The organism is Micromonospora sonneratiae, from assembly GCF_042679305.1.
Classification (GTDB): Bacteria; Actinomycetota; Actinomycetes; order Mycobacteriales; family Micromonosporaceae; genus Micromonospora_H; species Micromonospora_H sonneratiae.
In genome coordinates, this window is the sequence record NZ_JBHTMP010000007.1 from 156,885 (window position 1) to 164,202 (window position 7,318).

Genomic DNA, 7,318 nt, shown 5'->3' on the forward strand with positions numbered 1-7,318 from the left:
TGCCGCTGGAAAGGGGGCCGCCGGCAGTTGTCCCGCCGGCCCCGGCGTCGTCCACTCGGGACCGTCATCGGGTTACGCTAGCGGCCGGACCTGCTTCGCCGCATCGTCGGAACCGGCAGAATCCACGACTTCACCGGACGTGACGGAACCGTCGCGGCCAGCCAGTTCCCCGATCAGTCGTACGTGGAGCGCGTCCGCGCCGGCCCGCTCGCTGACCTGCTCCGACGAGTACGCCAGCCGTACCGCCTCCTCGGCTGCCGCCACCGCCTCCGGGTACTGGCCGACCCCGGCCAGCGTCTCGGCCAGCACCTTGGCGGCGACCACCTGGCTCCGGACGTCCTCGGTGGGCACCTCGACCGCCCGCCGGGCCCAGTCCAGCGCCTGGACGTGCTGCCCCTCGGCCAGCAGTGCCGCGGCGTAACAGGCCAGCGCCTGCCGCCGGGAGAACAGCAGCGACGGGGTCGCGCGGGCGGTGGCCACCGGAGCCAGCAGGCCGACCGCCGTACCCGCGTCCCCACCGGTCAACCGGGCCATGGCCAGCAGCACCCGGGGGCCGACCTGTACGGGTGCCAGCGGATTGTGCGGCTCGACGGCGGCCAGTACCGCCTGGGCGTCCCGCTCGGCGGCGACCACGTCACCACGCTCCAGGGCCACGAACCCACGCATGGTGCCGGCCATCCCGGTCAGCAGCGGGTGGGAGATCCGCTCGGCGTACGCGAGGGCGTCGGTGAGCAGGTCGGCGGCGTGCTCCGGTTCACCCAGCCCACGGGCGACGACTCCCCGTACGACCAGGGCGAAGCCCTGTCCCCAGTCGTCGGAGGCGGCGGAGAACTCCCGGTACGCCCGCCGCGCCTCCCGGTCGGCCTCGGCCAACTCGCCCAGCTCGGCGGCGGCGTACGCCTCGACGGCCCGCAGGGTGCCCACCGCCCACGCCTCACCGACCCGCTCGCCGAACGGCAGGAAGACCCGGGCCAGCCGGCGGGCCTCGCGGAGCCGACCGGCCAGCAGCCGGGCGAAGGCGGTGGTGCCGCGCAGCCAGGCCCGACCGATCGGGTCCTTGAGTTCGGCGAAGAGCCGCGCCGCCCGACCGAGGACGGCGTCGGTGCCGGCGAAGTCACCCCGGGTGGTGGTCACCCAGGCCAGGTTCTGTAGGGACCAGGCCTGTCCGGGTTGGTCCCCGGCCACGAGGCTGACCTGGTACGCGGCGGCGAGGCGACTGCTGGCCTGGGCCAGCCGGCCATCGACGAAGTCGGCCATGCCGAGCCGGCGCATGGCCGAGGCCCGCAGCGGTGCCAGGTTGGCGTCGGTGGCCACCTGTAGCGCCTCCTGCCAACTGGTCACCGACCGTTGGCGGTCCGCCAGCACCTGGTACGCCTGCCCGGCCACCAGCAGCGCGGCGGCCCGTACGGCGGCGTCGTCCCCGGCGTTGACGCCGATCTTCTCCGCGTAGGCCAGTGCCTCCGACGCCCGACCGACCTGGAGCAGCGCCCGGGCGTGCACCAGCCGGTCGGTGGCGGGTACGGCTTCCCCGGCCAGCAGGGCGGCCCGCTCGGCGTACTCGACCGCCGACGCCGGTTCGCCCGCCGAGATGGCCCGCTGGGCGGAGCGGCCCAGCGCGGCAACCCCCAGCGGGAGGACCGCCCGGGCCATCGCGTCCGTACGCAGGCCGACCGCGTCGGCCAGGGCAGCCGCCTTCTCGACGTGATCGGCGATGAAGGCGTCCCGTTCGGCGTCGGACATGCCCGAGGCGGTTGACGTCCCCCGGGGGTGGACCAGTCGGGTGCTGTCGGTGACCGGGGCAGCCCAGCGGGCCAGTGCCGCGTGCCGTTCGGCCAGGTCGGCCTTGCCGATTCCGGCGTACGCGGCCTCCCGCATCAACGGGGTGGCGAAGGCGTACCCGGTCCGGTTGCGGTGCAGCATGCGGCGCTGGAGCAGCTCTTCGACGGCGCGTTCCAGCGCGACGGCGACCACGGCGGCGGGTCGCCCGTCGCGGCCGGCCCGACGATCGTGCAGCGCGGCCAGCGTGCCGGCCGGGACCGTGTCGCCGACAACGGCGGCGTCCCGCAGCACCGACCGGGCGTCGTCCGGTAGGGCGTCGATCCGGGCGGCCAGCACGGCCGCAAGGTCCCGGGAGAGCAGACGACTGCCCAGCGAGCCGGGTACGAGTCGCCAGCAGCAGGTCGGTGGGGGTTGCTCCCCACCACCGGCTGCGGCCCGCTCGGCGGCTGATCCGCGTTCGCTGACCGTGGTCAGCGCCCCCCGCTCGATCAGCAGGGTGACGAGTTCGGCGAGGTAGAACGGGTTGCCCTGGGCGGTGGCCAGCAGCCGGTCGGAATCGGCCTTGGGCAGCCGACCACCGCTGAGGTACGTCGTGAGCAGGCGGGCCGCGTCGGCACCGCGCAGCGGCGGCAGGGCGTGCACCTCGGCGTCGGAGACCCGGGTCAACGCACCCGCCGTACGGACCAGTTCGGGACGGCCGAGCAGTAGGACCAGGACCGGTCCGGCCAGCCGGGACAGCATCACGCCGAGCGCGTCGATCGTGTCGGGGGTGGCATCGTGCAGGTCGTCCACGATGATCATCAGCGGGGTCTCGGCGGCGAGGCCGCTGAGCAGTTCGGCGACGGCGGCCGGCAGGGCGTCGGCGGCCGGCGCGGGAGTGTTCGAGGACCATTCGGTGCTGTCCGCCGGCCCGGTGCCCGTCGGCAGTTCCGTGTAGCCGAGCAGGGCCAGCAGCAGGTCGCTGGCGACCGGCGGGACATCGGGCCGGGACCGGGTGAGCCGCTGACCGAGGCGACGTAGCCGTTCCTCGACGACGGTCCGGGTGACCGCGGTGGCCGAGTCGTTGGGCAGCCCCACCGCGGCGCGGACCAGGTCGGCGAGGGGAGCCAACCGGCGTCGCTCGCCGAAGGCGGCGCACCGGACGGACAGCACCCGCGCCCCGGGGTGGGACGCGTACCGGCCGGCACCGACGTCGTACCCGGCGGCCAGCCGTTCGACCTCGGCGGCAAAGCGTGACTTGCCGATTCCGGCCTCGGCGGTCATCAGCATCACCCGGGGTTCGGAACGGTCGATGACCTCGGCCAGCCGACCGGCGATCCGCCCGATCTCGGTTTCCCGGCCGACGAAGGGCGCTTCGTCGCCCAGCCCGGACCGGGTGCCGGGCGCGTCGAGCAGCCCGAGCAGTTCGTACGCCTCGACCGGCTCCCGCTTGCCCTTGAGCCGCAGCGGGCGTAGCTGCCGCCAGGAGGCGACCCGGCGGGTGGCCGCCGCCGTGGTGGCGCCCGCGTAGACGGCACCGATGGCCGCCGCGTCGGCCAGCCGGGCGGCGGTGTTGACGGTGTCACCGATGACCGTGTACTCGATCGCGGCCTGGATGCCGGCGACCACGTCACCGGTGTTCAGGCCGACCCGTAGGCCGAGTGGGGCACCGCCGCCACGTTCGTCGTCGAGGACCCGGCGGACCGCCCGCTGCATGGACAGCGCGGCGCGCACCGCCCGCTCGGCGTCGTCCTCGTGCGCCACCGGGGCCCCGAAGACCGCCATAATCCCGTCGCCGGTGAGCTTGTCGACGTGCCCGCCGAAGGTCTTGACCGCTCCGGCCAGCGCCGCCAGCACCCGGTCGGTGACTGCGCCGACCCGCTCCGGGTCGAGATCCTCCGACCAGGAGGTGAAGTCCGACAGGTCGCCGAAAAGCACGGTCACTACCCGGCGCTCGGCCGCCGGAAGGGTCGCTGCGGCAGGCAGCGCGGCGCCACAGTTGTGGCAGAACCGCCCGCCGGGTACAGCGACGGTTCCACACACCGGACAGGTCACGGTGTTTCCAACCCACCGGACCCTGGGTCGGATTCCCGGTTCCGGTGTGCGGACTGGGGCGCCCCGGACTGCTGTCCGAGATAGGCCAACTGTGCCTGGACGGACCATTCGGCCGCCGGCCACAGCGCCCGATCGACATCGGCGTAGACGCGCGCGACCACCTCCGCCGCCGTGGCCGCCCCCTGGGCCACCGCCTGCCGGACCTGGTCGAGGCGGGCCTGCCGGTGGGCCAGGTAGAACCGCGCCGCCGCAGCGCAGTCGGCCAGCGCCGGGCCGTGCCCCGGCAGCGCCGGGATCCCCTCGTACGCGGTGAGCGTCGACAGGCTGGCCAGGTAGTCGCCCAGGTCGCCGTCGGGCCAGGCCACCACGGTCGTGCCGCGCCCGAGAATCGTGTCGCCGGTGAAGACCGCCTGCTGGCCAGCCGCTCCGATCAGGAAACACACCGAGTCGGCGGTGTGCCCCGGGGTGTCCAGCAGTTCGATGTCGAGGCCGAACCCGTTGAGATCGGCCTCCGGGCATAGCGGGACGCCGTCGACGCAGTGCGCCGGGTCGACGGCCCGTACCGGGATGTCGCCGAGCAGCTCAGAGCATCGGCGGGCACCCTCGACATGGTCGAAGTGACCATGGGTGATCAGGATCAGCCCGACGGGTCCGGATCTGGCGATCTCCGCCAGGTGCTCCTCGTCGGCTGGCCCAGGGTCGATGACGACGGCATGTTCCTGGCCCGGCGCCCGTAGCAGCCAGGTGTTGGTGCCGTCCAGGGTCATCGGGCCCGGGTTGGGTGCCCGGACCAGTGTCGCCCAGCTCGGCAGCTGGTCAGCCAGTGCCGCCGCTGGAGCGGTCAGATGCCCGGTCATGGCTGCGATGGTACGACCCGCACGGCGGTACCTGCCGGTCACCGCTGTTCGCAGTGACGCCGCCCCGGTCAGGGCGGCGTCGCCGCGTAGTCGGACAGTGCCGGTCGGGGCGTACGGATCCGCCCCGGAAGGGTCAGCGGACCTCGACGATGACCTCGACCTCGACCGGCGCGTCCAACGGCAGTTCGGCCACCCCGACCGCGCTGCGGGCGTGCCGCCCGGCCTCACCGAAGACGGCACCGAAGAGGTCGGACGCCCCGTTGATCACGCTGGGTTGGCCGGTGAAGCCCGCCGCCGAGGCGACGAATCCGGTCACCTTCACGATCTTGACGACGTTCTCCAGCCCCACCAGCGAGTCGATGGCCGCCAATGCGTTGATCGCGCACCGCTCGGCCAGGTCCTTCGCCTGCTCGGGAGAGACGCCCGCCCCCACCTTGCCGGTGGCCAGCAGCTTGCCCTCGACGATCGGAAGCTGCCCGGAGACGTAGACATGGTTTCCGGACTGCACCGCCGGCACGTAACTGGCCACCGGCGGCACCACCTCGGGCAGGCTCAGGCCCAATTCGGCGAGCTTGGCGTGCGGTCCGTTCATGCCGTCACCCCGCTCCGCTGGCCGCGCCCGGTCACGACTTCGGCCGCTTGAGGTAGGCCACCAACTGCTCGGGGTTGGGCCCCGGCACAACGGCCACCAGTTCCCAACCGTCTTCGCCCCAGTTGTCGAGGATCTGCTTGGTCGCGTGCACCAGCAGCGGCACGGTCGCGTACTCCCACTTCGTCATCCGCTCAGCCTAACGATCGGCTCGCCAGACCCGACGCTGGTAGGGCCCGGCACGTGACGCTGGTACCGCGTTGCCGGCAGGCGGCGAGACTCCCCATCGGACGCGCTACCGCCCGTCCCACTGCCTCGGAACCGAGCCGTTGTCCGAGCCGTTGTCCGAGCCGTTGTCCGGGGCGTTGTCCGGGGCGGGGTCCGGGGCGGGGTCCAGCGGGCCGCAGCGGCCGTCGTGCTCGAACTTCCGTGGGCATCGGGACCGGTCCGTGAGCAGCCGATCGCAGAAGACCCGGTGCCGGTTGTTCTGGTCGTCGACGGTCGAGACCGTCGTCTCGCCCGGGTCGAGTTCCGGCAGGAACGCCAGCGAGCCGGCGACGGTGTAGGCCAGCCGCGTGGCAGTCTCCAGATCATCGACGTGTATCGGCAGGTGGATCACGAACCCGAGGCCGCCGTCGTCCGGTCCTACCGAGTCCAGGTCGGCCGAATCGACCGGTGGCCGGAGGGGGTCCAGTGGACCGGACAGCCGCCGATAGGTCCGCTCGTTGATCGACGCCGTCCCGTTGACCGGCAGCGGCCCGTTGACCGGCACCGGCCCGGACGGCGGCAGCGGAGACCTCAGATCGAGATCGAACATCATGCCCGGTACCCGATGCGGTTGGCGCCGCTCCCTCGTTTCGAAGTGTGTGCGCGCGTAGTTGTCCGCGTGGTCACGCATGCGTGCCTCCGGCAGTCGTTCGAGCGTTCGAGCTTGAGTACCGGCCACGCTGACGTACCGGCCATCAGGGCCGGGCCCATCGGCCAGCCCCACTGCCCTGACAGTAAGCACATGCTCCTAGGATCACAACATGACGCGCTGCTGTGGTTACATACTGTCATCGACATGATCGATCCACGGAGGGATCGCGCGCTCTACCGTCAGCTCGCTGACCTGCTTCGCCAGCAGATCAGCGAGGGCGAACTCGCGCCCGGCGCGCCGCTGCCCTCCGAAACCACCCTTGCGCAGACCCATGGCCTGGCCCGCCCAGCGGTCCGCCAGGCGATCGCGCTGTTACGGGCCGAAGGGCTGGTGACGACCTCACGCGGCTACGGCACCCGGGTACGTGAACAGGTCGAACGGAAACCGCTCGAACTGCCGACCGGCAGCTCAGCCGTCGCCCGTATGCCTTCCGACGCGGAACGCATAGAGCACGATCTGGACGACGGGGTACCGGTGGTGGAGGTGCAGTTCGCCGACGGCAGCACGGCCGTCTATCCCGGAGATCGAGTACGCCTGACACGGCCGTAGCAGGCCGAGACTACCCTCAGCATCGGGAGGACACGTATGCTCTCTCGTCGCGTAACAAAAACCCACACCCTATCCACGGGCCGACGTACCGAGGTCTACGGGGGAGATCGATGACTCAACCGCCCAGCGACGGTTCAGCCCAGCCACCGAGCGGCCAGCCACCGCATGACGAGCCGACTCACCCCTTCACACAGACGAGTTCGGCCGAGCCGACTTCCGCGTTGCCGACCGCCCCGATTCCGGCACAGCCCGGGGCACCTGCCGTACCGCAGCAGTTCGAACCGCCCACGCAGCAGTTCGAGCCACCTACGCAGCAGTTCGAGCCGCCCACGCAACCGGTGACCGGCCAGCCGTTCCCGGGTCAGCCGGTGTCCGGCCAGCCCTACCCCGGGCAGCCCGCCCCGGGCCAACCGGTGTCCGGCCAGCCCTACCCGACCCAGGCGATGCCGACCCAGCCGATTCCCGGCCAGCCCTTCCCGGGTCAACCGGTGCCCGGCCAGCCCTACCCCGGGCAGCCCGCCCCGGGCCAACCGGTGTCCGGCCAGCCCTACCCGACCCAGGCGATGCCGACCCAGCCGATTCCCGGCCAAC

At 72.5% G+C, this 7,318-nt stretch carries 6 protein-coding genes and 1 pseudogene; 1 reads left to right on the forward strand and 6 read right to left on the reverse strand.

Features of this window, described 5'->3' with window-relative positions:
- Positions 1–174: 174 nt before the first annotated feature.
- From ACFQ4H_RS06980 to ACFQ4H_RS07000, 5 genes and pseudogenes are all read right to left on the reverse strand, one after another.
- A pseudogene (locus tag ACFQ4H_RS06980) lies at positions 175–3,813 on the reverse strand (adenylate/guanylate cyclase domain-containing protein); the annotation flags it as partial.
- On the reverse strand, positions 3,810–4,670 hold the full coding sequence (locus ACFQ4H_RS06985) for an MBL fold metallo-hydrolase (RefSeq protein WP_377568194.1): 861 nt from the start codon (positions 4,668–4,670) through the stop codon (positions 3,810–3,812). The pseudogene ACFQ4H_RS06980 and the gene ACFQ4H_RS06985, both read right to left, overlap by 4 nt.
- Before the next feature lie 133 nt (positions 4,671–4,803).
- Positions 4,804–5,262, reverse strand: a complete 459-nt coding sequence (locus ACFQ4H_RS06990; protein ID WP_377568196.1) for a RidA family protein — start codon at positions 5,260–5,262, stop codon at positions 4,804–4,806.
- Between the two features lie 31 nt (positions 5,263–5,293).
- Complete coding sequence (locus ACFQ4H_RS06995; RefSeq protein WP_377568198.1) at positions 5,294–5,449, reverse strand: DUF4177 domain-containing protein; 156 nt, start codon at positions 5,447–5,449, stop codon at positions 5,294–5,296.
- A gap of 105 nt (positions 5,450–5,554) precedes the next feature.
- Positions 5,555–6,079, reverse strand: a complete 525-nt coding sequence (locus ACFQ4H_RS07000) for a hypothetical protein (RefSeq protein WP_377568200.1) — start codon at positions 6,077–6,079, stop codon at positions 5,555–5,557.
- Positions 6,080–6,322: 243 nt separating this feature from the next.
- On the opposite strand from ACFQ4H_RS07000, the gene ACFQ4H_RS07005 reads away from it, so the two are divergent.
- Complete coding sequence (locus tag ACFQ4H_RS07005) at positions 6,323–6,727, forward strand: GntR family transcriptional regulator (protein ID WP_377568202.1); 405 nt, start codon at positions 6,323–6,325, stop codon at positions 6,725–6,727.
- A gap of 134 nt (positions 6,728–6,861) precedes the next feature.
- Here ACFQ4H_RS07005 and ACFQ4H_RS07010 read toward each other — a convergent pair.
- Positions 6,862–7,318, reverse strand: a 457-nt coding sequence (locus tag ACFQ4H_RS07010) for a hypothetical protein (RefSeq protein WP_377568204.1), incomplete at its 5' end; no start/stop codon positions are given.